This is a genomic window from Erythrobacter longus (assembly GCF_000715015.1).
Classification (GTDB): Bacteria; Pseudomonadota; Alphaproteobacteria; order Sphingomonadales; family Sphingomonadaceae; genus Erythrobacter; species Erythrobacter longus.
On record NZ_JMIW01000001.1, the window covers coordinates 781,928 to 807,714 of the forward strand.

Genomic DNA, 25,787 nt, shown 5'->3' on the forward strand with positions numbered 1-25,787 from the left:
CGGGTTTGTCCGCGCCCCATATAGTTACAATTGTGACAACCCCAAGACTTTTGCCTGGGGCTGTCCACAATGATTAGGTTACCAGCGCCAGTTACCACCGGTAGTGCGAGAACGCGCGGTTGGCGTCTGCCATGCGGTGCGTGTCTTCACGCTTCTTCACAGCATTGCCGCGGTTGTTCGCTGCATCCATCAGCTCGCCCGAAAGGCGCGCGCTCATGGTTGTCTCAGGACGCGAACGCGCCGCACTGATCAACCAGCGGATAGCAAGCGCCTGAGCACGCTCTTCACGCACCTCAACCGGCACCTGATAGGTTGCACCACCCACACGGCGCGAGCGAACCTCGACCTGAGGCTTCACATTGCCCAGCGCATCATGGAACAATTGCACCGGATCGGTCTTGGCCTTCGCCTCAACCGCATCAAGAGCTGTGTACACGATACCTTCTGCAACGGCTTTCTTACCGTCGAGCATAAGGTTGTTCATGAATTTCGACAGAACCTGATCACCAAACTTGGGATCCGGCAAGATTACCCGCTTTTCGGGCCTACGACGACGTGACATATTTCTAAACTCCTTCGGAGTGGCCGTTCACATCCGTGAACGTCCTTGCTGCGCCGGCCCTCTCCCCCGCCCTTCCACCCGGAAATTATCCTTATGGGTAGAAGGGCGGGGGAGAGGCCCGTCACAGCGCCTCAATTACTTCGGACGCTTGGCGCCGTACTTCGAGCGGGATTGCTTGCGGTCCTTGACCCCTTGCGTATCGAGAACGCCGCGAAGGACGTGGTAACGAACGCCGGGAAGGTCGCGAACACGGCCACCGCGGATCAGCACAACAGAGTGCTCTTGCAGGTTGTGGCCTTCGCCCGGAATGTAAGAGATGACCTCACGGCTGTTGGTGAGGCGAACCTTGGCCACTTTACGCAAAGCGGAGTTCGGCTTCTTCGGGGTCGTCGTATAGACGCGTGTGCAAACGCCGCGCTTTTGCGGGTTCTGCTCCATAGCAGGGACCTTGGATTTGGCCTTCTGCGGAGTGCGGCCCTTGCGGACCAGCTGGTTGATAGTTGGCATATGTACTCTTCACCTAAATTGGCGCCGATGATTTTCGATGAAGAGAAAAAGGGTCGTGCAAAAGAACCGTTCGTCCTGAGCGTGTCGAAGGGCGAACCTTCAGCCAAGGACCGGCTTGCACGAGCCTGAAACGCTCCACCCAAAGCCAAAAGCCCCGGATTACTTTGCCGGTCGCCCTCGCTCCGTCGTCATCCTGAACTTGTTTCAGGATAACACTGGAAGAATGCACAACCGCCAATGTTCAGCTCATTTTTGAGATCAGGGAGCGTCGCGAAACGAGCCCTGCCCTCAAGATTGGGCGCGCTTAGGGGGAATTTGGGGCGGGGTCAAGAGGCTTTAGAGCCAGCTCAAGGAGCACTAGCCAGCATTCGCATCCTCTATGTTCCGCGTCAATTCTCGTAAACGTGAACTCAGATCGAGGACATCAATGTCTGGCTCTAGTTCAGCGATGAAATTGGCCACCTTAACCTTATTGGCGTCCTTGAAAATCTCTCTTCGCTTTCCTTCGAGCCTGTAGAAATAGAATGCGTGATCGAACTGGGCCGCATCAATTGGCTCATGGAAAACCTGTGGGTGACAGGACCTTAGAGCAGCGTGCATTTGAGACTGTGGTAGATAATTCTCAATTTCTCGCCCCTTTGTCACCCAAACCATCCCACCATGTTTCTCAAATTCATCTCGGATTCGCCGTTTGGTGGAATTTATTCTGGCGGTCTTCGATGGCCTATCACTATCCATGATGAGTGCGGAGTTTCTGTTCAGTGATCGCAGCTTTATGAAATCACCGACATCGTCATCCCCTGCCGACAGATGTGATAACAGCCCTCCCCCGTAGAACATTATTGTGTAGTGAATTCCTTCGACAAGATGTGCTGCAACTTCTTGAAGCCAGTGATTTAGGTAGATTCTCTCTGATGGCCCCTCAACCCAGATAACAAAATTCGACTGAATTATGTCGGATGCTCGATAGCCGAGTTCAGCGCAGATGCGGTGACGATCTGCGTCCAATGTAGCTCGGCTAATGTGAGTTGCATTGTCTCGAAGCCTAACATGAAACAGGCTTGCATCAGGGGTGTCAATCAATTGCGCCGAATGGGTCGCGACGAAGTATGTGTTTGATGTCGATTCATTTAGGTAAGATACTAGCTTACGCTGCAAGACTGGATGCAGGTGTATCTCTGGCTCTTCGATACAAATGACCTCATTCTCGATAAGCGTGCAGAATGCCGCAATCACGACGATCTCGTGAATACCTGTACCGAGTGAGGCAAGAGGCAACGTCCGACCGTTCATGTGCACGAGGATGTACTCTCGTGTGCTTGGCACTTCAATTTGAGCGTTGCACTCACCTACAACAGTTTGCAGGAACCGATTAATTCTCTCAAACTTTCGAACATCTGCGCGACGCTCCAAGACCGGATTTTGGATCTCCGCAAGCCGCTTGATCAAGCCATTGCCACTCAAGTCGCCACCATCAAAGTCTACTTCACCCTGCGAGATCTTTCTGATCGCTGGGATCAGATGGGTATTCGTCGAAAAAGAAGGAGCGAAGCGATTGACGACCTCCAAAGAGTGCTCAACCCACGCTTTGGGACCTCCACCAGAGTACGGTGTTGCCTTGACCATAAACTGATCAAACGGTCTGGCCTTGCTGGAATCTGAGGTGTATTCATCAACTTTTGGAAACCGAAGTCGAGGCGCAGCTCGCGACTGAAGATCATAATCCCACCAAACATAACCCGTAGGATCCGCCAATTTGGCCACAACTGCGGTTATCACGGACTCCCACTGCGCGTCATTTTCACGAGTTACACCGTCCAATATCTTTTCAGCGACCCTTTCTAGCCGAAATCCGAGGCCAACGCGTGGGCTCCCGCCTGTTTGCTGATTTCGATCCAATTCAACAAAGCTGTTCTTGAATGTTGTCTGTGACCGGTCTTTTGATGCAGGAAAATAATGGCTGATTAATCGGAGAATAGTAGACTTTCCCGCGTTGTTTGGACCAATGAAAAAGTTCATCTTCGCGATCTGAGAAACCAATTGTGGGCTTCCACCAATCCCGCGAAAATTCCGTACTTCTAAGGCATCTACATCAAAGGTCATATGCTATTACTCTGGAGCTGCGAACCGGGCCAACAATCACTACTGAGAGATTAGGTCTCTTGACCGCCTTAGTAGCCGCTGAGCAAATGAAATCCAATTTTCCTACACGCCAATAATCTGCAATATCCCCCGGTCCTTGCCCTTAGTCGCCAAAGGACCGCCCGATGCAGAGTCTATTTGTTGCGCCCTCAAGCGCCGGGCGCGACGCATCCGCGTCGCTTGGCTACGGCCTAACGGCCGACGCGCTTGCAGGTGGCCTACGGCCGTCTGCGCCTTCGGCTTCGACTCCGCGCTTGCGGTCGGCTAGTCGCCGACCGTTCCACCTTACCCTCGTAAGGTCACGAAACAGCCCACCCCCAGCCCCTCCCGCACGCGGGAGGGGAGCTATGTTACGCCCTTCTTCACCCCTCCCGCTTGCGGGAGGGGCAGTGAGACTTGGGAGCTTGCTTCCTAGTCGCAGCGGGGTGGGCCCTGCTCCGGTCGGCCCAGCGCTTCGCGCGCCCACCGCGTCTGCCTCGCCCACCCAATCCCCCTCCCGCAAGCGGGAGGGGGATTGGGTTGCACCAGAACGGGCCGTAGGCTCGCAAGGGCGGAGTCGAAGCGAAGCGCAGACGGCCGTAGGCCACCTGCAAGGCCGCCCGCAGCGGGGCCGCAGCGTAGCGAAGGCCGTCTAGCGAGGACGCTCGCCCGGATGGGCGAGCATGAAACAAGGAATCCCACCAATGCCCCGCCCCGAAGACCCATTTGACGAGCCCTTTGACCCCGCCGACCTGCCCGAGCCTTTTGCCGATTACCTCGAAGAACACCGAGAGCGCTGCGGCCCCGCGTGCGGCCCCTCATATGCCCCCGCGCACGACCCCGCTCATGGCCCTGCACACGGCCCTACAGCGGGCGACCCCACCATCTGCTTGAGGGCGACCGAGCGGCAAGCGACCTCGGCAGTTGCGCATATTGGCTTGCCGCCCGACCCTGACGATCCGCTGCTCCAGTTCAAACCCTATCGCCACAAACAGCCGCGCGCGAACTCGATTACGCCTGATCTTCAGCGCGCTTTTGTTGCGCATTTGGCCGCGACGGGGATTGTGACCTCCGCCGCGCTGGCCATCGGGAAATCGATGGAGGCGCTGTATAAGCTGCGCAAAATGCCGGGGGCTGAGGGGTTTGCCGAGGCCTGGGATGAGGCGGCGCAGTGGGGTATCTTGCGGCTGGAGGATTGCGCGATTGAACGCGCAATGGCGCAAGGGCTGTACAACACGCGCGCCAATTCGATGCTGGCCTTTGTCCTGAATTATCGGCGCAGCGAGTGGGTCGATGTGAGCAACCTTGAGGCGGGGCATCCCGTCTATGAAGCTATCCGGCGTGAGGTTTTGGAAGAATTGGGGCGAGAGCCTGATCCGGCCTCAGGGGACTAGGGCGCGGGATTAGAGCGCGGGATTGGAACGCGCGTCAGCTTTCCGCGTCATCCTCAAACACCGCCAGTTCATGCGGCTGGAGGTTGCCCATGATGCCGTATCGCGCGGTCTTGATATTGCTTTTTAGGATCTTGCCCGGATTGCCGGCAACAACGCTGCGCGCAGGGACATCCTGTGTAACCACGGTTCCTGCCGCGATGACGCAGTGGTCTCCGACGGTTACTCCGGGAAGGATGATCGCGCCTGCCCCGAGAAAGCAGTTGGAGCCGATATATGTGCTGACATGTTGGCGTTTGACGAAATCGTGGGTAAAGATGTGAACGCCGGGGGTCACGATGGTGTAATCGCCAATGTGGACGCCCTTGGGGTGGGTGTAGTCGAGATGGGCCTTGCGCGAGATGCGCACGCCCTCACCAATCGTCATCCCCCACACCCGGCGCAGCCACGCGCGGGTGATCCCCTGACGGGCGACGTAAAGCTGGGTGCGGATACGAGCGAGCATTGTTGTGTGGTGACCCCTAACGCAGCGCTCAGTCAGAGCGCAGCTTGCCGTACCAATAGACGTCGCACATGCCAATATGGGTGGCGTCATGTTCGCGAAAATGCGCCTCTCTGGTGAAGCCGAGGCTTTCCAGGAGGCGGACGGACGGCGTGTTGCGGGTGTCGACTTCGGCGGTGAGTTTGCGGGCACCCTCGGTCCAGAGCTGTTCGATGAGAGCTTGCGAGCACTCGCGGGCGACGCCCTGACCTTGCGCGTGCATGGCGACGATATAGCCGATCTCGAACACGGGGCCGTGAGTGTCGTCGGAGCCGTGGCCGGGGGTGGCGACAAAGCGGCCGGCGACCTCTCCATTGGCGTCTTCGGCGATCCATGTGCGGCCATCCCAGTCGGGCGCGGCGAACCAGTCCCACAGCTCCTGTTCGCTCTCGAACTTGGGGCGGGTCAGGTAAAGCGACTGCTGCTCATCGGCCATGGTGGGGAACATCGCGACCTCGTCCCCGCGCCTCAGCGAACGCATGGTGAAACGCGGCGTGGTAAGGGTGGGAACCTCAACCATCACTTCAGGCATCGGTCAGGAACTTGACCAGCGCCTTCACCTTCTTGGAGCGCCACTGCGGCACCGGCGCGACCAGCCAGTATGCGCGCTTGGCCTCCACCGGCTCATCCAATGCGATCAAGCGCCCGTCTTCAAGAGCGCGCTCAACCAATGCGAGCGGGAGTACGGTGCGGCCCATCCCTGCAAGCGCGGAACTCATCGCCTGGCCAGCGCTGCTTGTCTTGACGCACGGCTTTGTGCCCTCTGGCAAACCAGCCTCAGGCCAATCAATCCACGCATCACGCGCATCGGGAGCAGCAACGCTCACCTGCAACGCGGGCGCCAGTTGCACACCCTCAAGCTCTCCCGGCCCAGAGATAAAGCGGATCGCGAGATCAAGGTTCGCCTCGGTAAAGTCGGAGGCTTCATCAGGGGCCAAGATATATTGCACCCCCGGCGTGCTCACTTGAAACGGAGCAATCCGGGGAGCCAGCCACGAGGCATAAAACTCGCGCGGGGCGGCAATGGTGTAGCGATCACTCGCCTGCCCTGCCTGCATCGCCGCGACGCTTTCTTCAAACCGCAGAAACCCTTCGCGCAAGGGATCGAGCCCAGCCTCACCCTCAGGTGTCAGCTCCAACCCTTTGGACGTGCGGCGAAAGAGCACCACGCCAAGGTGATCTTCAAGCGCGCGGATCTGCTGACCCACAGCCGCCGGGGTCACGGCCAGCTCATCAGCGGCCCGCGTAAAGGACAAATGCCGCGCAGCAGCGTCATAGACGCGCAAGGCGTTTAAAGGGAGGTGCGTACGTTTCACGTGCGCCGACTTAGGTTGCCGAGCCGCTCACCGCAAGCATGCAAACAATGGTTTAGTGCCGGTCGGCTGTCTCTGGCGCGGCGAGAGGGAAAAACGGGATGCGCACTTCCATCTGCGATCCATCGGCTTTTGCAAAGGTGTAGAACCCTTCCATCGAGCCATGCGTCGTCGTCAAAGGACAGCCCGACACATAATCGTGGCTTTCACCCGGCAACAATAGCGGCTGTTCGCCAACAACGCCTTCGCCATCGACATGGTTCACCATGCCGCGCGCGTCCGTGATGCGCCAATGACGGGTGAGCAGCTTCGCCTCTTCGTGAGAACCGTTTTCGATCCGGATATGATAGACCCAGAACCACTTACCCGCCTCTGGGTGCGATTGTTCAGGCAGGAAATTGACCGCGACGCGCACGGTGATGCCGTCGGTAGTGGCTGCGTGTTGGAAGAGCTCTTTCATATCATGTCCCAAGGTAGCGAGCGCTTGTTCGCCTCACAAGGGTATCAATGCAGATAATCCCCTTAGTATCCCATGAATGCGAGAATTCGTTATGCTGGAGCACACGGCCGGACTGCATCTTGCGCATGAGAACGCTGTGGGTCTGATCGCAGCACGTGGTGAGCTGAGCGAGGCGCAGATTACGGCGGAGGATTTGCTGATCGCGGCGCTGCGGATGCGGCCTGACCGGATTATTCTGGGAGAGCTGCGCGGGGTGGAGGCCTTCACCTTCCTGCGTGCAGTTAACACCGGGCATCCCGGCTCCATGACCACCATCCACGCCGACACGCCTGCCAGAGCCATTGAGCAGCTTGCCCTGCTGGTGCTGCAAGCGGGCTCCAAACTCAGCCGCGAAGACGTGCGGCACTATGTGCGGCAAAGCGTTGATGTGTTCGTGCAATTGGAGAGACGCGGCGGCAAGCGGCGGGTGGCGCAAGTGTTGGCGGCGGTTTGATGGAGAGCGTGATGTTGAAGCTGCTGGCCGTGCAGCCGAGCTTGTTTGAGCCGAGCGGTACCTCGCCTTTGCAGGGCGCTGCGGGTTGGATCAGTGAGCTTATGCAAGGGCCACTGGTGGTGACGCTGTGCGTGATTGCGGTGGCGCTTGTGGGGTTTGCGGCGTTGGGTGGGCGGTTGCCTGTGCGCATGGGCGCAAGAGCGGTTCTCGGGTGCTTTGTGGTGCTGGGCGCGCCGGTGATCGCCTCTGCGCTTCTGTGGGGGGGGGAAGAGCCTTCGTCCCAAGTGGTTTACCAAGCTGAAAATGTGGCAAGCGAGCCCGCAAGGCCCGAGCTGCCACCTGCGGACTATGATCCTTATTCTGGGGCTTCATTGCGGCGGGAGTGAAGAGGTGATGAGAGTGTTTTGGCGGAGGCTCGGCTCCCGCTTGTTGGAAGTTTGGCACACTTGGCACACTGTTCAAGGAGAGAAATCCACTTGATCTAAAAGAAGCGCTTTGATCGGAGAAGGCGATTGAAGGTCTTTGGGTGGACAAGGACGCGTTGCGGGGCATTTGCGGAGGTTAGCGATGTGGAGCGGAGTAGGAAAACCCGGCTCTGCTAAGTGTAATTTCGGTGGCATTTGCGGGATTTGTTACGCTGGGTGGGCGCTTGCCTGTGCGCATGGGCGCAAGAGCGGTGCTGGGATGCTTTGTAGTGCTGGGCGCGCCAGTGATTGCTGTTGTCAATAAAGCAAATCTCTCAGTTTTCGGAACAAAAAGCTCGCCGATCGAGTCTCCAGAGCCATTTCTTCCCTACTTTCTCCAACCAGGGTAGACGGCGGTCACTACGCATTGGTCATCAAACTCGACAATTATCTGGCTGATTATACCTTCAGGAATGAAGTATGCCTGCCCTATTTCGCTACAGCGCTCGATCAAATCTTCTTCATCGCTTGGGTATGTTAGAAGGTGCCCTTGTTCCTTGAGTTCTTTGGTCACAGCAATAGCGTTGTCGCCCACGTAGTGACCGTACGAGAACCACCAAAATGAAGCGCATAGCAATCCAAGCACAGAGAGGCCGACCAGGTACTTTCGTAATTTCATGCGTGAAGTACTTCTCTCAGAGGAACGTACATGGCTTTCCGCAAGCCTTAATTTTTCAGTCTTGTCGCATAGAACTTTCTATTCTGGCTAGCATTATTAAATCTCTCTGATGCTCTGCGTTCCGCTGGGGTTCTAACTAGAGGGTCAAGCCGACTTCTGGATGCACGGCCAGGCGCAGCCTGCGCATTCGCAGGCGCTGGATGCCCCCGTCCACCCTCTGCTTGCACCGATTCGTCTGCAATAATTCCGGCAGCGCAGTTGCTGTTACAACTATTGCTTTGAGTCCAAGGATAAGGAACGTAGTCAATGTCATTGATTGTCAAAGCTTCATTGTATGCGTTACCGACAGCAAGGACAGTTTCATCAGACGCATTTATCCGGTTTCCTGGTACGCTGGTTGGATCTTCGAGAAATTTTTTGAAATAGGCTTCATCATTCTTGTACGTACCATCCTTGACGTTCGGGTCTGATGGACGCAGCGCGCCGTCTTCGCCCCAATCGAATGAGAAAATGACAGGGTCTTTGCCGGGTTCCTTCACCGCAACAAATGCGTGATCGAGGAAAAAGCCGTCAAAATAAACCGGACGACTGATGTAATATGCTTCCAGTCCACTAGGATCCACCCCATTAATCGGATCATTTCCGACATAGGCATAGAGGTTGTACTGGTCCTCATACCCGATGGGGTCGGTCTGGAGGAAGCGTCCGAGCGTTGGCGAGTAGATGCGGGCCCTTCGGCTGCCTGCAAAGGCAGGCGCTCAGGACGAAGCTTTGTAGTAATAGCGCAGGCGACGGCAGCGCCGGGGGCGCTGCCCCAAGCCGAGCCCCAGCTCTGGCAGCCACATCTGCGCTTGCTTCTCGAAGTGCCCCCGGCACTTGCTGCGTGGCGCGCGATACCTAAACCGCCCCTTGGTCGCGATGTCATTGCCGCTGGCGGCGAAGGTGAGAGGCTTGCACCGGGATCACCTACCGGCAAATCCGGGTACGCATCGTTATCCTGAAATGAATTCAGGATGACGAAGGTGTTTGAGGCAATGTCGACACATTGGGTACAGCGCCGTGCCTCCCCTCACCCCTTCGCCAATTCCTCTTCGATCTGTCCCAAGCGTTCCTTGCCAAAGAACATTTCGGTGTCGCCGCCTTTTTGTCGTACGAACATCGTAGGGATACCAAAGCCGCCGCGCTCCACCGCGTGGCTGGTGTTGGCAACAAGGCCGTCTTTGACCTCTTGGCTTTGGCTGCGCTCGAACAGGTCCTTTGCATCAAATCCCGCATCGGCGACCGCTGCGCCAAGGCTTTGCGGGTCAAGCACGTCGACGCCTTCTTCCCAGATCGCAGGAAGCATCATGTCGACAAATTGCACCCCGCGCCCGTCTTGATCGGCTGCATAAAGCATGCGCTGCAAGGTGATGGAATTGAACGGAAACTGCGGGTGCATTTTGAACTTGGCCAGGTTGTGTCGGGCGATGAAACGGTTCATCTCAAGCATGTCGTATTCAACCTTGCCCTTCACATCCTTGTTGCGGATCCTCGGGGGCGCATTGCCGGTCAGCTTGTGCATTCCTCCAAGGAAAACCGGCGTTACATCAAGCTCTGCCCCGGTGCGCCGGACCACTTCGCGCAACGGCCCCCAGATCAGATAGGCATTGGGACTAACGAAATCGAAGATGAGCTCGACGCGGTTTGCCATGAAGTGTCCTCTCTCACCACAAATGGGTTCATTTCGGTTCACCAAGCAGATCGGAATGTCCCGAAGACGCCAGTTCATCGAACGTGATAGGCCGGGTTGTTGCACCCCGTTCGATCCGGCGCAAGTCATAGCCAAGCTCATCCACCAACAGAGCCCACAGCTTTCGCATGGTTTCAGGCTGCGTCTCGTGGAAAGAGGGAAGCCATTCGAGAATCAAGCGGGGCCGGTGTTTTTTGATCGATTGCCTCGCCCCCAAAAGAGCTGCATATTCATAGCCTTCGACATCAATTTTCATCAAATCAATGCGCGAAACATTGTTCTGCGCGATGATTGTATCAAGCGTGCTGCATTCGACCTCGCGCGTGGTCACAGTCTCACCGTAATTGGCCTGCGCCGCCTCAGCGACGGAAGCGACAGCCGAATTGCCGCCGCGCCGGGTTGAAAACTCATAGAAAGTAATCGTGCCCGGTTCATCACCCACAGCGCATTGGGCAACCGTGGTGCGCGGGGCAAACCCGTTCATGACGACATTTTCGAACAATAAGGTGCCAATTTCCGGCACGGCTTCGACGGCAATCACCTGCCCTGTTTCGCCCACAGCGCCTGCGCCGATCAATGTGTAGGTGCCAAAGTTCGCACCCACATCAATAAAGGTCATGCCCGGCGCCAGAAGGCTCAGGATGAAATCGGTCAGATCACGGTCAAACCAACCGTCCCGGATAAGGTGGGGCACGATCGATGTGTCCGCGCCATCCACAAGCATCAAGTGACCGAACGCCGTTTCCAGCAGGACGTGCCCTTCCCCAACATAGCTTGCCGGCATACGCGGCCGCTGCTCGGCCTCAGGCTCAATGCGGGCCAGCGCTTTAAGGGCACCAGTCAACAACGCATCGCGCCCCGCAAAGTGCGGATTGTCATCGCCAAGCTGTTCGCCTTCGCGCGTCAGCACCACGAACACTTCGTTCGCAAAGGTCGGCGTGAAATCATCCAGCGCGCTTACCAGAACGTCGCCCGGCACCTCTTCCAATCGCCCTTTGTGAAGAACAAGGCCTGCGACTGTGGCGGTGCCCGGCGGTCCAGCGGACGAAGACACAGCGCACCCGGGCAGCACGGCTGCAAACCCCTTGGGAGCAAGCACGGTGTGCGGGTCGAGGTTAAGGGAATGGAGGTGTTCGGCAGCAGCCTGCCAGAACGGATCTTGCGTATCAGATATGCTGCTGAATTCGCACTATACCAAAAGTATAGCAAGCAAGTAATCCAACAAAATGGGCCGATCCATCATACTAAAATTCCCGTTAAGGCCGTTCTTCTTCAATTCTTTAGGATCATTTTGTAAAATGGTCCCACGTACCGCCAATGGGGGTACAGGCTGATGGCCAAAAGAAATGTCGTTCCGGCCGCCCGCAATGGTCCTTCCGATGGGTCATACCGATTGGGGCGGATGTGCTTAGGAGCCGGGGTGCTGCGCCGATGCGTAGAACCTCGGCTCTTTGCGTTTGAGGCGCGATACGCCGAAGCGCGATCAATGCGGCGCAAGACCAAGCTCAAGGCCAGTACGATCTTCCAGCGCATATTTGTCAAACAAATCGGCACTTGCCTTATTAAGCCCGACAACGCGCGTATGGCGGCCATTGCGGCGCATGCGTTCGACCACTTTTTCGAGCGCGCCGATGGCCGAAATGTCCCAGAAATGCGCTTTGGAGACGTCAACCACGACATTGTGCGCGGCGTCTTCATATTGGCTTTCCGGGCCAAGCATGTCCTGAAACTTCTCAACGCTGGCAAAGAATATCTCGCCAGTGACGATGTAGACCGCACTGTGGGGACGGCGCACGCGTTCGACGGTGAAGAGGTTCTTGACCTTCTGCGCAAAGAAAATGCCCGAAAGCAGCACTCCAACCAGCACGCCCATAGCAAGGTCGTGGGTCCACACCACCACCACCACAGTGGCCAGCATCACAATCGAGCTGCTCGCCGGGTGACGGCGAAGGTTGGGGATCGAATTCCAGCTGAATGTCCCGATGCTGACCATAATCATGACCGCAACCAGCGCTGGCATCGGCACTTGTCCCACATAGGGGCCAAGCACGGTCAGCAGGAACAAGAGGAATGCGCCCGCGGTAAAGGTCGACAAACGCCCGCGCCCGCCAGAGGCCACGTTAATCACAGACTGACCGATCATCGCGCACCCGCCCATGCCGCCAAAGAAGGCTGCCACAATATTGGCGATGCCCTGGCCTGCGCCTTCGCGCTGTTTGTTGCTGTCGGTGTGGGTCATATCATCGACGATCTGCGCGGTAAGGAAACTTTCAAGCAGACCCACCGCCGCCATGGTCGCCGAATAAGGCGCGATGATCTTCAAGGTTTCCCACGTCAGCGGTACATCTGGGATGGCGAAACTTGGAAGGCCGCTGGGAAGCTCGCCCGCGCCCGCCACATTGTTTACCGGAAGGCCCCAATAAATGGCCGCAGCCGTAAGCAGAACGATCGCCACCAGCGGACTTGGCACAACTTTGGTGATGCGCGGGAAACCGTAAATAATGCCAAGACCAAGCGCGACCATCGCCCAGGTCCACGGGCCCACGCCTTCATTACCGGGCAAAAGCTGGGGCAGCTGCGCCATGAAAATCAGGATCGCGAGCGCATTGACAAAGCCAGTGATCACGCTGCGCGAGACAAATTGCATCAACAGGTTGAGCCGCAAGATCGCTGCAATCCCCTGGAAAATCCCCATAAGGATGGTCGCGGCAAACAGGTATTCCACGCCGTGATCGCGCACCAAGGGGATCACCACAACAGCGACAGCCGCCGTCGCAGCCGAAATCATACCCGGACGCCCGCCCGTAAAGGCGATCACCATCGCAATTGCGACACTGGCATAAAGGCCAACGCTCGGATCAACGCCTGCGATCAGGGCAAAGCCGATAGCCTCGGGGATCAGCGCAAGCGCAACAACAATCCCCGCAAGGATATCAGCGCGCGGCTGAGCCAGCCAATCACGGCGAAAAGTATCCGCGAACGTAGCGGTTTGGGTCATTGAGGCGGTGTCCTGATGTCTTTCGTGACATCGAAGGGAATGCCACGTGAGGTGAAGCGAGCCTCTAGGCGTTTACGCTGCAATGCACAAGAACGGCTGTCAGCGCGCGGCCTCATGTTATTGATGGACCCTCGGCAGACCGTGCTTTCACCTTAACCCGGCAAAAATCGGGTCCCGACCATCTCTAAGGATTTGAAGCTTCCATCCCCAGCACGTCGCGCGCGGTTTCAACGCTTGCCTCTTCGGGCGTTTCACATGCCTGCCCGGCCAGATACCCCTTGAGGAAGCTTCGCCGCGCCACGCCAGCAAAAATGGCCGCTTCCCAGCGTTTCCTTTCAGCCCTTGCACCAGACAGGCGGCGAACAATGCTGCGAAAAGGGATCATTCCTCCCAAAACATCGCCGCCCACTTGAAGCCCGCGATTTACCAATCCGCGCCGTTCTGCCGGTTCATTTGCGTCCGGGCCAAGGACCGCATCAAGCCGTGCAATCTCTGTGCGCACAGCGTCGCATCCCGCGACCTCTGTGAGGTTGTATGGCTCCTCTTGTGCCAGAGTGAGGATCAGCGGGATCTCTTTGCTGCGAAGGTTGAGATCGCTTAGCGGCTGCGTCACAGCATCGACCGCATCCTCACCAATGCTATCCTCTTTTGCACCGCTTTGTGCATGGGCGGTGCCGGGGGAAAGCAAGGATAGGGTTAGGCTCATGGCTATCAGGAAAGTGTATCGCGTCACGCCGGTTGCTCCTTCTTTTCGGCGTTTTGCATATTCGCGGCATCAGCTTTCAACAATTGCAGCTCGCGTTTAAGTTCTGCTTTGTCGGTCAGTCGCGCTAGACCGCTGTTGGTTAGCCCTGCTAATGCGATCCCGCCGTGCACGATGAGCGGGATCATCGCGCCTTGCTGAATGAGATTTGCGGCAAGGCCGGACAAGCCGACCAGCAGCAGAAATTCGGCTGAGAATATCGTCAGAACCCGAATTCTGAAAAGACCGCCGATGAACAGCAAACTACCGAAAACGGCCCATTGGATTGCAATGATCTGCGCCGCGACCCCGCCTTCAAAACCGGTCATCGGATTGACGAGCAAAGGAACGAATATCTGCGTAAAGCCCAGACCTGCGACAAACATTGCTGTCACCGCCGCGATATGATCGACCGCGCCGCCTTGCTTCACCGGCTTTGGTGCCGGAGCTGGCACGAATGGCGCTGCTTGGTTGGTGTTTACGGACATATCTTCTCTCCTCGTCATCGCTTCTTGCAACAAGCATGGCCTCGCAGGTCAGGACCTTAGATGCGTGCCTGTCGCCTGCTAGCACGCTCAGCTTCGGCTTTCAGCGCGCGCCCTTCCTCGATCTTGGCCTCGGCCTTTTGAACTGCGTCCTGTGCATCATTTTGCCGATCTTGCGCTTTCTCAAGATCGCGGGCGCCCTTTTCGCTGCGCTCGGAAAACTTTTCCCAGTCAGAAGAGAGGCGTTCCGCTTGCTTAGCCCAGTCGCGCGCTTCCTCGGCATCGCCAACGAAGGGGCGTGCAGCAAGGCTTTGAAAAGCGGCTTGCGCGTTTTCAGCCCGGCTGAGCGACGTATCGCGCAAATCCTGAGCGTTCACGACCGCAGCGCTGTGTTTCACAAGATCGCGCTGTGCCTTTTGAAGATCGCTTAGGCCCTCCGCTTCAAGCTGATTGCCGCGATCCCAGTTTTTCTGGAATTCACCCGACACGATGATGCCAGCAGAGCCCTGCTGGTCTTGAGCAAAAGCGACCTGAGGTGCTGCAAGCGAGGCAAGAGCAAGTCCGGTGGCAATCATAAACGTTTTCATCAGTTATTTCCTTCGATCTGTTGGAGAGGCGTCTAAACGCCATTTTATATTTTGAAAAACGCGATTGTCTGAATTTTGTTTTTGGATTATCCGAATTGAAATGGATATTACCGCCTTTCAAACCTTCCTCGCTGCAGCTGCTACGGGTAGCTTTTCGGGCGCTTCACAGAGGGTCAATGCCAGCCCGTCGAGCGTGACAGAACGGATCAAACAGCTTGAACATCGCCTCGGCACTAAGCTGTTCATTCGCGACAAACGCGGGTGCCAACTGACCCCTGCTGGGGAGAAATTCATGGGCCCTGCGCGTCAGGCGGTGCGAGCATGGGAGGTGGCGCGCTACGAGGTTTCCTTGCCTGAACGCTTTGAACGCTCGCTCTCATTTGGCGGCCAGTATTTCTTGTGGGATCGCTTGCTTCTGGGCTGGCTTGATGATGTGCGCGAGGCTGCACCTGATTTGGCGCTGCGTGTGACCGCCGGGGCATGGGCAAGGCTCAACCGTGACTTGGCAGAGGGTATTTTGGATATGATCGTTGTCCACGACCCCATTTTCCGCCGCGATATCAGCGCTGAGCGGTTATTTGAGGATCAATTGATCCTGGTAACGGCAGGCGATCCGGCAAGATGGAGAGAGGACTTTGTGCGGGTCGACTGGGGGCGCTCGCTTGGCCTTGAAATTGCTGCTCGCCTTGGCTTGAGGCCAGAGTCCGGGCTGGTGCTCGACCTTGGGCAGCGTTCTGCCAGATGGCTGATTACTAATGGAAAATCCGGCTATATGCCCGAATATCTGGTCAAGCCGCTGTTGGAAAGCGGGAAGCTCACCACGATCGAAAACGCGCCAAGTTTCGAATTTCCCGCCTATGTTTGCTGGCGTGAAGATGTAGATCCAGACCTTGCAAAAGAGGTTGTCGAGAGCCTTAAGCGAAGATCGCCAGCCCCCTGAAAGAGCCGCCTGAAAGAGCCGCCTGAACCAGACCCCTGAAAACGTGTCAGATGCCCGCAGCGGCGAGCGCCTGATCCATGTCTTCGATGATGTCTTGGATATCCTCAAGGCCCACATTGATCCGCAAAAGCCCTTCGGTGACGCCCATTTCAGCGCGGCCTTCCTCGCCCATATTGGCGTGAGTGGTGCTGGCCGGATGGCACATCAAGCTGCGCGCATCGCCGATGTTGTTGGAGATGTCGATCAGTTCCAACGCATTGAGAATTTCAAACGCCCGCTCTCGTGTCTGCACATCAAATGCGAAGATCGGCCCTGTTGCGTCCATCTGCGTCATCGCCAGATCATGGCGCGGGTGGCTGGGAAGGCCGGGATGCTGCATCAGGCCGCCCGCTTCTGTGACGCGCGGCTCCATAAATTCGCCCAATTGAACCGCATTTCGGCTTTGCTGATGAGCCCGCAACGACAGCGTCTCCAGCCCCTTGTGCACCACCCATGCGTTGAAGGGCGCAATATTGGGTCCGGTGTTGCGCTGAAACGGGAGGAGCACCTCATTGATCCATTCCTCGGTTCCACAAACCGCGCCCGCCAGCACGCGGCCTTGTCCATCCATAAGCTTGGTCGCGCTGTAGGCGACGACATCTGCGCCAAACTCCATCGGGCGTTGCAGCACAGGCGAGGCAAATGCGTTGTCCACCACCGTTGTGATCCCGTGCGCCCGCGCCAGGTCGCAAACGAATTGCAGGTCAACAATGTCGAGCGTGGGGTTCGCAGGGCTTTCGAAGAAGAACACGCGTGTATTGGGCCGGATCGCAGCTTCCCAAGCGGCATTGTCCGCGCTGTCGATCACGCTCGTCTCGACCCCAAAGCGGGGCAACAGGTGATCAACCAGCCAGCGGCAAGAGCCAAAGGCGGCGCGCGCCGCTACCACATGGTCACCTGCTGACACCTGACACAAAAGCGCCGCTGTCATCGCTGCCATGCCGGATGCCTGAGCACGGCAGGCCTCGGCCCCTTCCATCAAGGCAATCCGTTCTTCCAGCATCGCAACGGTCGGATTTTGCAAGCGCGAATAGGTCATACCTTGCGCCTCGCCTGCAAAGCGATCTGCCACGGTTTGGGCATCGTCATAGGTATAGCCCGAGGTGAGGAAGAGCGCCTCACTCGTCTCGCCATGCTCGCTGCGCCATGTACCGCCGCGCACAGCTTGTGTTTGCGGTCGCCATTTGCGCGTTACCGCGCGGTCCATTCCGGTGGTCTTCTTCATATCGAGCGCGGCTTAATCGCCCTTAGGCTCGCCTGCAAGCGAACTGGCGAGCGAGCTGGCAAGCAGTCCTTCTAGCGCGGTCTGCTTGTGACCGACCGTCCCAAGCATCAAAGTGCCCTCAAGAAGCGTCAACAAATAGCGCGCCCCGCCCTCTGGATCAGGGTCATCTGCAGGCATTTGGGATTGCAGCCATTCAAGCTGTTTTGTGATCATCTCCCCGGCCGCCTCACCATATCCAGGAAGGCCGCGCGCAGACCCTGCGACAATCTCCCACCACAAGACCATAAAGGGCTGCATCGCGGGTTGGCGCCCTTGTGCAAGGACGCGCTCAAAGCACTCTTTGCGCGTCTTCGGCCTGCTATCGCCCAGCGCCATGTCGAGCGCCGTCGAATACACCTCGGCAATATAGGCGAGCAGTTCGCGGATCAGCGCTTCCTTATTGCCGAAATGATAAAGCAGCATCCGATCGCTTGTTTCCGCCGCCTTTGCCAAAGGGCGAAGGCTCGCCCCGCCAAGCCCATGTTGCAGCACATGAGCGGCCAGCTTGGGGAGGAGCGTTTCCTTGGACATTTGTGTTTTGGTGGAAGGCATAATATTGGTCTTGTAGCGAATGCTACATTAGAATAGAAGGGATTGTAGCAACTGCTACATTATTGGAGTGTGACCGATGGACTATCTGCAAATTCTTTTCTTCCTCGTGTATGCCGCGACCACCTGTGCCGGGGTTTACCTGCTCATCGCCAAACCCACGAAAGGCAGCGCGCTTGCGGCGGCAAGCTTGTCAGGCCTGTTTCTGGGCTACACCCTCATTCAGATCTGGCAAGAAGGCGTGATGATGTTCTTTATCAATCATTCCGCCAATCTTACTGGAATTCAAGTTTGGTGGGATTTGGTCATGGCAACGCTAATAGCGCTATTCTTCATTCTACCGCGCGCACGCAAAGTGGGTATGAATGTCATCCCTTGGGCTTTGCTGGTCGGGAGCACGGCCAGCATTGGTCTTCTCGCGATGTGCGCCCGCCTGTTCTGGCTTGAGAATGCGGCCAGTGCTTCGAATGCAGCCAGCCACGCACAGCCTGCCGCATAATTCGAAAGACCCACTTGCCCAGTGGCGGGAGCTTGGCCTAAGCCTCCCGCCGCGATGGCTGAGCAAATTCCTCACGAAAATCCGGACCTTGAGGGGGCTTGGCCCAGCGAGGCGGCCACACGCCCCCCATTTCATCCTCGCGACCCTTGGGTTTGGCATCTGGCGATTTGCGCCCTTTTTGCGGGGCTCGCCAGCATCCGGCTGACCATGCCGACCATTCCGTTCTTTGATGAAGTCCACTATCTGCCAGCCGCGCGCGATTTGCTGGCGGTTTGGGACGGGGGCGAAGCGATTTATCGCAATAAAGAGCATCCGCTTCTGGGCAAGACGCTGATCGCATTGGGAATGGCATTGTTTGGCGACAACCCGCTTGGCTGGCGGTTTATGTCGCTGGTTGCCGGGGTGGTCGCGGTTGGTGCATCCATGCGGGCCCTGTGGCACGCGAGCGAAGACCGTTTTGCCAGCCTTGCTTTTGGCGCGTTGTTGATCACAGGGTTCCACCTCTTCATCCACGCCCGCATCGCCATGCTCGACATCTTTATGGTGAGCGCGCTCGCAATCGCTGCCTGGCAATTTGCCGCCGCTATTCGCAAACCGGAACAAGGACGCTGGCGACTGGCGCTTACCGGCATTGCGATCGGGCTTGCGATGGGAGCCAAATGGAACGCTCTGCCGCTTGCCCCGGTGTTTGGCCTTGCGTTTTTCGTTTGCCGCCTGTCGGCTGGTCGTCGCCGCCTGTTGTTGAGCCGCAGGGGCGCGCCTGTACCCGGGATCAGCCTTCTCGAAGCGTTCGTGTGGCTCGCCACCCTTCCTTTGGCGATCTATGCACTCACCTTTGCCCCTGGCTATTGGCTGGGGACTGAGGTTGAACCATCGCTTCTTGCACAAGAAGGCATCGTCGCCTTCCACGGCGAAATCCTCTCACTGCAGCGCCAAGTGCTCGAAGCGCACCCTTACCAAAGCACATGGGATCAATGGGCGCTTAATACGCGCGCGATCTGGTATTTGTATGAAGACGTCGACGGGGCGCTGCGCGGCGTTTTGTTGATCGGCAACCCGCTCACCATGCTGCTGGGATTGTCTGCGGTTTTGTGGTGCCTTGGCATGGGGCTTTACCACAAGGACGCAGCCAAGCTAGCGGTGGTGATTGGATATGCGGTGAGCCTGGGCTTCTGGATCATCGCGCCAAAGCCTGTGCAGTTTTACTATCACTACACCATCCCAAGCGTATTCCTTTTGGGGGCCTTGGCCCTCAGCTTGAGCGATGTGAGGAAGGCTGGATGGCCATGGGTGAGCTATGGCGTATTGGCGGCAAGCCTTGCCGTCTTCGCGTGGTTCTTTCCCATTCTCTCGGCTGCACCATTGGAGCCGCCAACGACGTTCGAAGACTGGATGTGGCTCGATAGCTGGGTGTGAGCCAGCCCCTAAGAACGGCCCAAAAGATCGGCCCCTAAAACCTACCCCAGACAAAGCGGCTGGAGAGCGCGTAGTTCCAGACCGAACCCACAAGAATGCCCGCCAAAGCCGAGGCGAGCCAGAACAATCCTTGTGCTTCCAGCAGGCTCGCAACAGCCACATTGGCAAGCGCGCCGACCGAGCAGGTGATGCAAAAGCTCACCCACCCTCGGAGAAAATCGCCCCAGCGCTTTAACCGCCGGTCGCGGTAGGTTAGCCAATTGTTGAGCCAGAAATTGAAGCTCATCGCAGCAAGAACGGCGATTGTCTGGCTGAACGCAAAACCCTCACCCGCAACAATCAAAAGCGCATAAAGCACCGCCAAATGGACCACGACGCCCAATGCGCCAACCGTTCCAAACAGGGCAAAGCGGGTCGGGATCACGCGGCCAAGTGTCTTGTCGTAAAGCCCTGCGAGAAAATCGAACAGCACCGCCCGGTCAAGCTTGCTCTCCCCTTCGCGGCGCCGTGCGAATTGGAGCGGGAATTCCTTCACTGTCATCGGCGCATCAGCGGTCGCCAACAGGTCGAGGAGGATCTTGAACCCGATCCCCGACAATCGCGGTGCAAGCGCGCGTGCGGTTGGCGCCGCAAGCATGAAATAGCCGCTCATCGGATCGCTTAACTGTACCCCGGTGATCCAGCGCGCGGCTTTATTGGCGAGGCTAGAAAGACGTTCGCGCTCTGGCTGGTCCCAATCTGCTGTGCTTGCCCCTTCGATAAAGCGGCTGGCGACACAAATCTGCGCGTCGCCTGCTTTCAACGCCGCGAGCATATCGGCCAGAAGCGCAGGGTCGTGTTGGTGATCGGCATCCATCACCGCGACAAAAGGCGCAGCGGTCGCGCAAAACCCCTCAATCGCAGCGCTCGCAAGGCCGCGTCTGCCGATGCGTTGGATCACTCTGATGCGCGGGTTATTCAACGCAAGCGCGCGCGCCTCATCTGCGGTGCCATCTTCGCTGTCATCGTCAACAATGAGCACTTCCCAACCTGCCGCGCCCAATGCCGCTTCAATCCGCTCCACCAATGGGGTCAGATTGCCGCGCTCGTTCAGCGTCGGAAGGATGATCGCAAGCTCTAGGGACATAGCGTCAGTTGCGCGTCAAAGCCGCTCGCGCACTGCCTCGCCAATGGCCTGTGTGCCATGGGTGCCGCCAAGGTCTCCGCCGTGAATACCGTCCGCCAATGCGCCCGCTACTGCCGCCTCAATCCGCGCAGCCTCCGCCTCAAGGCCAAAGGAATGGCGCAGCATCATGGCAGCGGAAAGAATTGTCGCCATCGGGTTGGCTTTGCCCTGTCCGGCGATATCAGGCGCACTGCCGTGGATGGGTTCGTAAAGGCCAAAGGTGCCATGCGCGCTTTGGCGTTCCCCCATTGAGGCGCTTGCAAGCAGGCCGATAGAGCCGACCGCTGCGCTCGCCAGATCGGACAGGATATCGCCAAACAGATTGCCAGTCAGGATCACACCAAAAGCTCCCGGATTGGTGATGATCTGCATCGCGGCATTATCGACATACATATGGTCAAGCGCGATATCAGGATGCGGGGCTGCCGCCTTGATAACCGTATCGCGCCACACCTGACTGGTTTCCAGAACATTGGCCTTGTCGACGCTGGTCACGCGGTTCTTGTCATCGCCTGCACGCGCAGTGCGAAAGGCGACATGGGCAATGCGCGTCACCTCTTTTTCGGAGTAGGACATCATGTCCCACCCTTCTTGGCTGCCATCCGCGCCAATGCGCGTGCCCTTGTCGCCGAAATAGACATCACCGTTAAGCTCGCGCACAAACATCATGTCGATTTGCGCTGCTTTTTCAGGGCTCAAGGGCGAGAGATGTTCAAGGCCGGGGAACACCTTTGCCGGGCGGAGATTGGCGAAGAGTTCGAGCTCTTTTCTCAGGCCCAGGATCGCCTGTTCGGGGCGCAAATGCCGCGCAAGTCCATCGCAGTCGGGATCGCCCACCGCTCCAAACAACACAGCATCGGATTCGCGCGCCATCGTCAGCGTTTCTTGCGGCAATGGATGGCCGTGACGTTTGTAAGCCATGCCGCCCACATCGGCGTCAAACAGCGTAAGACCCGGCAATGACAGCGCTTCGAGCACCTGAACCGCCTCGCGTGTTACCTCAGGACCAATTCCGTCACCTGGCATAACTGCAATTTTCATCGGGGCACCCTCATTCGATCATCCGTTTAAGCCGCTCTCCCAAAGCGGTTCGAGCGGCCATAACATCGCGGGGGCTGCCTGCAAGCAAGTAGTCCCGGATTGGCCGGTGGAGCTCGCGAAACGCCTCGAATTGTTGATCAAAACCCGCTGACAGGTCCGGTTTCGTCCCGCCATAACCAAGTTCGCGCAGCAACATCGCCTCATAACCAACCATCGCGGCAAGCCATCCGCGCGCGCTTGGCGCTGAACAAATCGCATCTAACAACCCATCCAATGCGCTGTAGAGCGAGGGGTAGGGATTGCGCTCTGGCAGGGTGCTGGCCGATAATGCGCAGGCCCAATTGATTGCGGCGGCTGGCAATGGCTCTGTCATCCAGGGCGCGCGGCTTTTGACAAGCTCAAGCCTTGCAAATGGCAATTGCGCCTCGGACTTGGAGCGAAGGTCCACCTCCACTGCATTGCCCGGGATCATCACTGGCCCCATGCGCTTTCCCCGCCCGCCCGCGACATAGCCTGCGACCATGCCGTGATCTTCCGTCAGCATCCGCGCGATGCTCGCATTTTCGCCATGCGGGCGGCTAGCGATGAGGATAGCGGGAGTGTTGAGGTTCATTGTCTAAAGAGAAGAATACTGCAGATATTTGCGATAGAGCGCATCGTGCCCGCCTCGCTGATATTCAACGTAGGCCGTTCTCTTTGCCAGACCAAAGACAAGTGGAATTCCCACCCAAAAAGATGCGCTTAAGAGAACATCGAGCCAAACTGAGGGTTTCTGAACCAAAACTAAGAGCCAAATAGCTCCCCAGAATATGCACCATCCCAAAGCAATCAAGTGAGTTAAGCGATTGGGCGACCGAGTTTGATACCTTCGCATCATCCACCCCCAGAACCAAGCCTTCAACCGGTTCATATCACTGGCCGCTCAGCCCCAGCTTCTCTTCCAAAAACTCGGCCTGCTTGCGGAAATAGAACAATTGGTTTGAAAGCTTGCGCCAGCCGTGGCCCTCATCCGGAATGCGAATGAAGGGTGCTTCCACACCGTTGGCGCGCAGGGTCTTCACCATCACTTCTGTTTCGTAAATGTCGATGCGCGGGTCCTGGACACCGTGGGAATAAAGCACCGGCACCGTGATCTGGTCCGCTTTGCGAATGGGCGAATTGACCTTGTAAAATTCGCGCCAGCGTTCCTCGGTAATATCGCCATATTCGATTCTATCCGCCGCTTTCAAAGCAGGCGATGCAATCTCGAGCGCGGTGACCCAATCGGCCACCCCGAACAGCGAAACGCCTGCGATAAACTCGCCCGGATATTCGGCCAGCACGGCATTCACCGCATAGCCTCCGTAAGAGCCGCCCATGACAGCCGCCCGGTCGCCATCGATCAGGCCATCGGTGGCAAGCACCTGTTTCAGATCAACCAGATCGCGCACGGAATCGAGCCGCTTTTCGCGGTCATCCAATGTCGAATAGGTCCGGCCAAGCCCGGTTGAGCCGCGCACATTGGGTTCAAACACGGCCACCCCGCGCGCCACATGATATTGCGCAACCGGGTCAAAACTTGCCTGTGATTGGGCAGAAGGGCCGCCATGAACCGAAAACACAACCGCCGGCGCGTTTTCGCCCTTCTGCGCGCCTTTGGGCAGGTACAGCAATCCCTGCAACTCCACCCCGTCGCGCGCGGTGTAGCGCACGACTTGCGGGCGGATCAGGCGGTCTGCATCAAGCCCGGCAAGGTTGGCAGAGAATATCTTCTTCCCCGTACCGGCGATGGGATCGATCATCCAAAGCTCACCCGGCGTTTGCCATCCGTTGACGCGCACCAAAAGCCTGGGATCACTGGTCCCTTCGCAATCGAGGGAATACTTGCCCTCTGGCAAATCAGGCACCAGACGGTCATTGCCATTGACCGCGTTGCGAATGCGAAGGGTATCAAAACCGTCGCGGTTCTCGGTGTAGATGACGAGCTCGCTTTGTCCCTCGCCGCAAACTTCGAGATTTTCAATGTCGGCATCCGGCTCAGCGATCATCTGAAGCCTTTTGGAGTTCAACGAATAGGTAGTCAGCGCGCCAAATTCGCGATCAGCATTGGTGGAAAAACCAACGCTTTGCGAATCCGCCCGCCATTCAAATCCGGCAAGCGTGTGGCTTGCTCGGTCGTCTACTGGCGGCTTGGAAATGGTGGTCATTTCGCGGGTGGTGAGGTCGAGCAGATAAAGGTTGTCGCCATCCTCGCCCACGGTTTCGGTCACAATCGCATATTTTCCATCTGGAGAAATCGATCGCGCCGCAAGGCCAAGCTCGGACTGGATGATCATTTCACTCTCGCCCGACATGGTGCCGCGGTAAATGTCGAACACGCCAGCCCCGCGCGCAGTTGACGCGTAGAGAAAGCTGCCGTCAGCTGCAAAACCGCCAAAGATGCGGAAATCGCCGCGTTTGGCGGGCAGAATTTCGGTCTCGGTCTTTCCATCAGGCGACAGCATGAAATAGCCCGGCTGTTCGTTCCCATCGCGGTCGGCGGAATAAAACAGCCCCTTGCCATCAGGTGTCCACACAGGCGTAGATACACCTGTCTGAAACGTCAGCTGCTGCGGCACTCCGCCGCTTGCAGGCATCACCCAAAGCTCGGATTGGCCGGTCACATCCCATGAAAAAGCAATCGTCTTCCCGTCAGGCGAAAGGTTGGCAGCCCCCGGCCCGCTGGCAAGCAGATAGCGCGCAATGTCGGCTGGATATTCACCCGCCCGGCCAAGCGTCACAGCAGAACCATCAGGCTCCATCGCCTCGATGGAAAGGTCAGCGCCCTTGGCCCCGCCAAAGCTCTCTTCCTTGTCTTGGGCGTGAACAGGGACAGCCACCGCCGCCAAAACAGCAGCATTCGTCAGCAGGAATGTACGGGTCATATCGGGGGCTTTCCTAGATTGCGTGTGTGCGCAACCTAATGAAACCGCTCCTTGGCGCAATGCCGATTCTCCACACCAAAAGGCGTGAAAGACTATTTCTTGGCGAGCTTCGCTTCGAGTTCCGCGACCTTTGCCTCGAGCGCGTCGGCCTGTTCACGCGCTTTTTGCGCCATGGCTTTGACCGTGTCGAATTCTTCGCGGCTCACAAAATCCATCCCGCCAAGCGTCTCACGCATACGTTCACGCGCATTATCACGCGCTTCACGCGACATACCGGCAACCGTGCCAGCAGCGCTGTTAGCGATTTTCACAAGATCGGCGAGCAGTGGGTTTTGACTTTGCATAAGACGCTATTTGGCGATGAGAAAGCAAAAGGGCAAGAGTTTCGCTAGAACTCGACCCGCTCCACCGCGCCTGCTTCGCCTGCATTGGCCCCGCCATCGGGGTTTTCGACCATGAATTGCCAGTTGAGCACGCTCGCGAAACCGACCCATGCAAGGTAGGGGATCAGCAACAAGGCGGCGGACCTGCGCACCCGCGCGAACAAAACGATGACCACCAAAAGTGTAAGCGTCGTGTAAACCAGAACGCCCAGGCCGGCGGTCATGTTCTGCATGCCGAAAAAGACAAAGGTCCATGACAGATTGCCGACGAAATGGATCGCAAAACCGATGATCGCAAGCCCGCGCCCGTGTGCGCCCCAAGCGCTTGCCACAAGAGCGACGGAAAACCCGATCATCACATAAAGAATGGTCCACACGATGCCGAAAGCGGCCGGAGGCGGAAAGATCGACGGCTTTGTCAGGCTTTGAAACCAGAGGGTGTCAGGACCACCCAATTGCCCGGCAAGAAAACCGAGCAAGACGATAAGAGGAACCGTAAAAAGCGACCACCGAGCGAAACTTGCCCGCAATTGCGCTTTGGAAGCCAGAAAGTTCATCGCGTCTCCTGAGGGGCAT

At 57.6% G+C, this 25,787-nt stretch carries 29 protein-coding genes; 6 read left to right on the forward strand and 23 right to left on the reverse strand.

Annotated elements, in window-relative coordinates:
* Window positions 1-91 precede the first annotated feature (91 nt).
* The 3 genes from rpsG to EH31_RS03815 all read right to left on the reverse strand — a co-directional run bounded on the left by rpsG (window position 92) and on the right by EH31_RS03815 (window position 3,172).
* Window positions 92-562, reverse strand: a complete 471-nt coding sequence (rpsG, locus tag EH31_RS03805) for a 30S ribosomal protein S7 (protein ID WP_034958177.1) — start codon at window positions 560-562, stop codon at window positions 92-94.
* A gap of 135 nt (window positions 563-697) precedes the next feature.
* Entirely contained in the window at window positions 698-1,069 is a 372-nt protein-coding gene (gene rpsL, locus EH31_RS03810) for a 30S ribosomal protein S12 (RefSeq protein WP_034954477.1), read from the reverse strand.
* Window positions 1,070-1,426: 357 nt separating this feature from the next.
* Window positions 1,427-3,172, reverse strand: coding sequence for an AAA family ATPase (locus EH31_RS03815; protein WP_051698912.1), 1,746 nt, complete (start codon window positions 3,170-3,172; stop codon window positions 1,427-1,429).
* Window positions 3,173-3,894: 722 nt separating this feature from the next.
* On the opposite strand from EH31_RS03815, the gene EH31_RS16710 reads away from it, so the two are divergent.
* Window positions 3,895-4,584: a hypothetical protein gene (locus EH31_RS16710; RefSeq protein ID WP_051698913.1), complete on the forward strand. Its 690-nt coding sequence runs from the start codon at window positions 3,895-3,897 to the stop codon at window positions 4,582-4,584.
* 34 nt (window positions 4,585-4,618) lie between these two features.
* Here EH31_RS16710 and EH31_RS03825 read toward each other — a convergent pair whose 3' ends face one another.
* The 4 genes from EH31_RS03825 to apaG are packed head-to-tail and all read right to left on the reverse strand — an operon-like array spanning window position 4,619 to window position 6,895.
* A complete protein-coding gene (locus EH31_RS03825) occupies window positions 4,619-5,086 on the reverse strand; it encodes an acyltransferase (RefSeq protein WP_051698914.1) in 468 nt (155 codons plus the stop codon).
* A gap of 28 nt (window positions 5,087-5,114) precedes the next feature.
* Complete coding sequence (locus tag EH31_RS03830) at window positions 5,115-5,654, reverse strand: GNAT family N-acetyltransferase (protein WP_241765818.1); 540 nt, start codon at window positions 5,652-5,654, stop codon at window positions 5,115-5,117.
* Window positions 5,647-6,438, reverse strand: coding sequence for a LysR family transcriptional regulator (locus EH31_RS03835; RefSeq protein ID WP_034958179.1), 792 nt, complete (start codon window positions 6,436-6,438; stop codon window positions 5,647-5,649). Before EH31_RS03835 ends, EH31_RS03830 begins: the two co-directional genes overlap by 8 nt.
* Window positions 6,439-6,490: 52 nt before the next feature.
* The gene (gene apaG / locus EH31_RS03840; protein WP_034958181.1) at window positions 6,491-6,895 is read right to left on the reverse strand and encodes a Co2+/Mg2+ efflux protein ApaG; all 405 of its coding nucleotides are present in this window, start codon (window positions 6,893-6,895) and stop codon (window positions 6,491-6,493) included.
* Between the two features lie 91 nt (window positions 6,896-6,986).
* On the opposite strand from apaG, the gene EH31_RS03845 reads away from it, so the two are divergent.
* Both EH31_RS03845 and EH31_RS16715 read left to right on the forward strand, forming a co-directional pair.
* Complete coding sequence (locus EH31_RS03845) at window positions 6,987-7,388, forward strand: ATPase, T2SS/T4P/T4SS family (RefSeq protein ID WP_051698915.1); 402 nt, start codon at window positions 6,987-6,989, stop codon at window positions 7,386-7,388.
* Between the two features lie 11 nt (window positions 7,389-7,399).
* Complete coding sequence (locus EH31_RS16715; RefSeq protein ID WP_161782119.1) at window positions 7,400-7,774, forward strand: TrbC/VirB2 family protein; 375 nt, start codon at window positions 7,400-7,402, stop codon at window positions 7,772-7,774.
* 406 nt (window positions 7,775-8,180) lie between these two features.
* On the opposite strand, the gene EH31_RS17840 is transcribed toward EH31_RS16715, so the two are convergent.
* From EH31_RS17840 to EH31_RS03890, 8 genes are all read right to left on the reverse strand, one after another.
* The gene (locus EH31_RS17840) at window positions 8,181-8,387 is read right to left on the reverse strand and encodes a hypothetical protein (protein WP_206742006.1); all 207 of its coding nucleotides are present in this window, start codon (window positions 8,385-8,387) and stop codon (window positions 8,181-8,183) included.
* A 131-nt stretch (window positions 8,388-8,518) separates the two neighbouring features.
* On the reverse strand, window positions 8,519-9,196 hold the full coding sequence (locus tag EH31_RS17780) for an RHS repeat-associated core domain-containing protein (protein WP_081853201.1): 678 nt from the start codon (window positions 9,194-9,196) through the stop codon (window positions 8,519-8,521).
* A gap of 344 nt (window positions 9,197-9,540) precedes the next feature.
* On the reverse strand, window positions 9,541-10,161 hold the full coding sequence (locus EH31_RS03865; RefSeq protein ID WP_034958187.1) for a 2-hydroxychromene-2-carboxylate isomerase: 621 nt from the start codon (window positions 10,159-10,161) through the stop codon (window positions 9,541-9,543).
* Window positions 10,162-10,189: 28 nt separating this feature from the next.
* Window positions 10,190-11,272, reverse strand: coding sequence for an FkbM family methyltransferase (locus tag EH31_RS03870; protein WP_152553447.1), 1,083 nt, complete (start codon window positions 11,270-11,272; stop codon window positions 10,190-10,192).
* 411 nt (window positions 11,273-11,683) lie between these two features.
* Window positions 11,684-13,198 carry a SulP family inorganic anion transporter gene (locus EH31_RS03875; RefSeq protein ID WP_034958190.1) on the reverse strand — a complete coding sequence of 505 codons (1,515 nt, stop codon included), beginning with the start codon at window positions 13,196-13,198 and terminating at the stop codon, window positions 11,684-11,686.
* A 184-nt stretch (window positions 13,199-13,382) separates the two neighbouring features.
* A complete protein-coding gene (locus EH31_RS03880; protein ID WP_152553448.1) occupies window positions 13,383-13,931 on the reverse strand; it encodes a hypothetical protein in 549 nt (182 codons plus the stop codon).
* Window positions 13,928-14,428, reverse strand: a complete 501-nt coding sequence (locus EH31_RS03885) for a hypothetical protein (RefSeq protein ID WP_034958191.1) — start codon at window positions 14,426-14,428, stop codon at window positions 13,928-13,930. Before EH31_RS03885 ends, EH31_RS03880 begins: the two co-directional genes overlap by 4 nt.
* Window positions 14,429-14,484: 56 nt before the next feature.
* Window positions 14,485-15,012: a hypothetical protein gene (locus EH31_RS03890; RefSeq protein ID WP_034958192.1), complete on the reverse strand. Its 528-nt coding sequence runs from the start codon at window positions 15,010-15,012 to the stop codon at window positions 14,485-14,487.
* 100 nt (window positions 15,013-15,112) lie between these two features.
* On the opposite strand from EH31_RS03890, the gene EH31_RS03895 reads away from it, so the two are divergent.
* Window positions 15,113-15,952, forward strand: coding sequence for a LysR family transcriptional regulator (locus EH31_RS03895; RefSeq protein WP_034958195.1), 840 nt, complete (start codon window positions 15,113-15,115; stop codon window positions 15,950-15,952).
* Between the two features lie 46 nt (window positions 15,953-15,998).
* Here EH31_RS03895 and EH31_RS03900 read toward each other — a convergent pair whose 3' ends face one another.
* On the reverse strand, window positions 15,999-17,216 hold the full coding sequence (locus EH31_RS03900) for a trans-sulfuration enzyme family protein (protein ID WP_034958196.1): 1,218 nt from the start codon (window positions 17,214-17,216) through the stop codon (window positions 15,999-16,001).
* A 12-nt stretch (window positions 17,217-17,228) separates the two neighbouring features.
* Window positions 17,229-17,786: a TetR/AcrR family transcriptional regulator gene (locus EH31_RS03905; protein ID WP_034958197.1), complete on the reverse strand. Its 558-nt coding sequence runs from the start codon at window positions 17,784-17,786 to the stop codon at window positions 17,229-17,231.
* A 97-nt stretch (window positions 17,787-17,883) separates the two neighbouring features.
* On the opposite strand from EH31_RS03905, the gene EH31_RS03910 reads away from it, so the two are divergent.
* Both EH31_RS03910 and EH31_RS03915 read left to right on the forward strand, forming a co-directional pair.
* A complete protein-coding gene (locus tag EH31_RS03910) occupies window positions 17,884-18,303 on the forward strand; it encodes a hypothetical protein (protein ID WP_034958198.1) in 420 nt (139 codons plus the stop codon).
* A 54-nt stretch (window positions 18,304-18,357) separates the two neighbouring features.
* A complete protein-coding gene (locus EH31_RS03915; RefSeq protein ID WP_051698918.1) occupies window positions 18,358-19,719 on the forward strand; it encodes a phospholipid carrier-dependent glycosyltransferase in 1,362 nt (453 codons plus the stop codon).
* A gap of 34 nt (window positions 19,720-19,753) precedes the next feature.
* Here the strand turns inward: EH31_RS03915 and EH31_RS03920 are convergent, their stop codons facing one another.
* From EH31_RS03920 to EH31_RS03945, 6 genes are all read right to left on the reverse strand, one after another.
* Window positions 19,754-20,845: a glycosyltransferase gene (locus EH31_RS03920; RefSeq protein ID WP_034958199.1), complete on the reverse strand. Its 1,092-nt coding sequence runs from the start codon at window positions 20,843-20,845 to the stop codon at window positions 19,754-19,756.
* A gap of 15 nt (window positions 20,846-20,860) precedes the next feature.
* A complete protein-coding gene (leuB, locus tag EH31_RS03925; protein ID WP_034958200.1) occupies window positions 20,861-21,925 on the reverse strand; it encodes a 3-isopropylmalate dehydrogenase in 1,065 nt (354 codons plus the stop codon).
* Between the two features lie 10 nt (window positions 21,926-21,935).
* Window positions 21,936-22,538, reverse strand: a complete 603-nt coding sequence (gene recO, locus EH31_RS03930; protein ID WP_034958202.1) for a DNA repair protein RecO — start codon at window positions 22,536-22,538, stop codon at window positions 21,936-21,938.
* A 298-nt stretch (window positions 22,539-22,836) separates the two neighbouring features.
* A complete protein-coding gene (locus EH31_RS03935; RefSeq protein ID WP_034958204.1) occupies window positions 22,837-24,828 on the reverse strand; it encodes a S9 family peptidase in 1,992 nt (663 codons plus the stop codon).
* 92 nt (window positions 24,829-24,920) lie between these two features.
* Window positions 24,921-25,172, reverse strand: coding sequence for an accessory factor UbiK family protein (locus EH31_RS17155; RefSeq protein ID WP_081853202.1), 252 nt, complete (start codon window positions 25,170-25,172; stop codon window positions 24,921-24,923).
* Between the two features lie 44 nt (window positions 25,173-25,216).
* Entirely contained in the window at window positions 25,217-25,768 is a 552-nt protein-coding gene (locus EH31_RS03945) for a TspO/MBR family protein (RefSeq protein ID WP_034958207.1), read from the reverse strand.
* Between the last annotated feature and the right edge of the window lie 19 nt (window positions 25,769-25,787).